We start from the raw sequence: 507 nt of genomic DNA, 5'->3' as shown, positions 1-507 counted from the left end.
CTGCGGCTCGTCTAGGTGGCGCTTATGGCAGGCACATCGCGTGCTCGGCGGTTCGAGCCAGCAGCTCAGAACCCACACCACACGTTTTACTGGCTTCATGTACAACCAGCAGGCGTCCGGTTTTCTCTAGTGAACGGAAAATCGTCGCGGTATCAATCGGCTTAATACTTGCCAGATCAATGACTTCGACTTCGATCCCTTGGCTTGATAGGGTTTGCGCAGCTTGGAGAGATTCAACAACACATGCTCCCCATGTCACGAGCGTAATATCTCGGCCTTTGCGCAGCGTAAAACAAGTGTCTAGTGGCAATGCTTCCCCGCTATCAATCACTTCGGATTTAACGGTGCGATAGATGCGTTTGGGTTCAAAGAACATCACTGGATCGTTACTGCGAATGGCAGCAAGCAGCAAACCGTAAGCACGCTGAGGGGAAGATGGAATCACCACTTTAAAGCCTGCGGTATGTGCAAACAGTGCTTCAATGCTTTCTGAGTGGTGTTCCGGCG

1 pseudogene is annotated in these 507 nt (G+C 51.7%); it reads right to left on the bottom strand.

Annotated features, from left to right (window positions below):
- Nucleotides 1–28: 28 nt before the first annotated feature.
- Nucleotides 29–507: pseudogene (locus R7O13_RS31180) on the bottom strand (alpha-ketoacid dehydrogenase subunit beta); the annotation flags it as partial.

The organism is Vibrio sp. Y176, from assembly GCF_033438945.1.
The sequence above is the reverse complement of the archived record's forward strand: the minus strand, read 5'-3'. Positions and strand labels throughout refer to the sequence as shown.